This is a genomic window from Treponema sp. R80B11-R83G3 (assembly GCF_054786115.1).
In genome coordinates this window covers 1-2140 of sequence record NZ_BDHF01000165.1, presented here as the reverse complement: position 1 = coordinate 2140, position 2140 = coordinate 1, and the positions used below count along the sequence as shown (strand labels likewise).

The window sequence follows — 2140 nt, the reverse complement described above, 5'->3', positions numbered from 1 at the left end:
TCCGCGCCATGCGTATCTCAGGCGGATCAATTTGAACAAATTGATTTAAAAGACAAAGAAGGGATAGAAGCGTTTGCCCGTTCAATTCAGGGGACGACAACACGCCTTGGAATAATGACTGCGGGGACTGATTTTTCAGCCAATGTCGCATGGGTAGCGGAAAAATTAGGATTACCCGGCATCCCCTACGAATCCGCTCTTAACGCGTCCGATAAATCAAGAATGCGCGAATGTTTCAAAAAAGCCAATCTCCCCTCCCCCGATTTCATCACCATCACCGCAGCCGACTTGCCGCTAACTCCCCAAGGCGGCAACGCCGCCCCACTACTCACTGCTCACTGCTCACTGCTCACTGCTCACTATCCCCTAGTAATCAAACCCGTAGACAACATGGGAAGCAGGGGTTGCAGACGAGTTGACAGCGCGGAAGAATTAAACGAAGCGGCAAAAACGGCAATCGGCTTTTCACGATCAGGCCGCGCGATTGTAGAAGATTATATGGAAGGCCCTGAGTTTTCCGTAGACGCGATTGTCTATCATGGGGAAATCACCATTTGCGGTCTTGCGGACAGGCATATTTTCTTCCCGCCGTATTTTATCGAAATGGGGCATACAATGCCCACTATTATAGAAGAAGAAAAACAAACCGCGATTCTTGACACTTTCCGCGCCGGAATTCACGCACTTGGGCTTGCCGGAAAAGAAAACATAGGAGCCGCAAAGGGCGACATCAAACTGACAGCTAAAGGGCCTATGATTGGAGAAATCGCGGCGCGTCTTTCAGGCGGATATATGTCAGGGTGGACATACCCCTATTCATCAGGCGCTCTGCCAATTAAAGGCGCTATCCTTTCTGCAATGGGACACGAGCCGCAAGGACTTGTCCCGATTAAAAAATGGACGTGCGCCGAAAGAGCGTTTATCTCAATCCCGGGAACCGTCAAACAAATCGCAGGCATAGAAAAAGCCAAAACTGTAAACCACGTTAATGACTTTTTCCTGCGAATCACGGAAGGCAGTAAAGTTTCCTTCCCGGAAAACAACGTAACAAAATGCGGCAACATCATCGCTAGCGCCGAGACAAGAGAAACCGCCATACAAGCCGCCGAAACCGCCGCCCGCTCAATCCTCATCAGGCTTGATCCCGCAGACGCGGAAACAAAAGCGTTTTTATCATCAACTTACTTTTCACTACCCGCTACCAACTACTCACTACCCGCTTCCCTTTTCCCTCCTGATGCTTTTATTCTTTCTGATGAATTAAAAACCGCTCTTTCCCAACTCCCCGACTTCCCCACTCCCCACTCCCCACTCCCCGCTCTACGATATTATCACCTTATGGTACGTTATCGAACATTTCACAGACTGCCTTACCGTATTAGCCGAAATAAAAAAACTTTTAAAACCCGGCGGCATTCTCGCGTTTTCAACTCCTTCGTATTCAGGCGTAAGCGGTCGCAAATCACTTCGCAAATTTTTAGAAAACAGCCCCGCCGATCACTTTACAATCTGGGCGCCCAAAATGTGCAAGAAAGCGCTTGTCCTCGCGGGCTTTAAAGTAAAAAAAATAGTAATAACCGGCTTCCACCCGGAACGTTTCCCGCTTTTTGGAAAATTCGCAAAAAGCAAAAAAAGTCCGCTGTATTGGATTTTTTGGGCGGTCAGTAAAATTTTTGGTCTGGGCGACACTTTTGAAGTTTACGCACAAAAAAAATCTAAAAAAAAGAATTCTACCACGAACCACACGAACCAACACGAACAACAACAAGCTTTCGGACAACAACACCTAAACACCCGCTCTCGTCTTACGTCGATCCATGTATCTCTCGCTTATTCTTCTTCGTTCGCTCTTTATTCATGTGGTTCGTGGTAGAAAATTTTGTGGTTATATGATTTAGGAGATAAATTATGAAAGAGAAATTAATTATCCTTGGCGCGGGAGTTATGCAGGGGCCGGTTATCAGTATCGCTAAAGAACTGGGATTCTACGCCATCGCTCTGGACGGCAGTTCTTCCGCGCCATGCGTATCTCAGGCGGATCAATTTGAACAAATTGATTTAAAAGACAAAGAAGGGATAGAAGCGTTTGCCCGTTCAATTCAGGGGACGACAACACGCCTTGGAATAATGACTGCGGGGA

At 47.3% G+C, this 2140-nt stretch carries 1 protein-coding gene and 2 pseudogenes; all 3 read left to right on the top strand.

Annotated elements, in window-relative coordinates:
- Positions 1 to 114: 114 nt before the first annotated feature.
- A pseudogene (locus tag ACYVRH_RS12080) lies at positions 115 to 1128 on the top strand (ATP-grasp domain-containing protein); the annotation flags it as partial.
- A 199-nt stretch (positions 1129 to 1327) separates the two neighbouring features.
- On the top strand, positions 1328 to 1873 hold the full coding sequence (locus ACYVRH_RS12075; RefSeq protein WP_461257156.1) for a class I SAM-dependent methyltransferase: 546 nt from the start codon (positions 1328 to 1330) through the stop codon (positions 1871 to 1873).
- Positions 1874 to 1908: 35 nt separating this feature from the next.
- Positions 1909 to 2140 (top strand): annotated as a pseudogene (locus ACYVRH_RS12070) (ATP-grasp domain-containing protein); the annotation flags it as partial.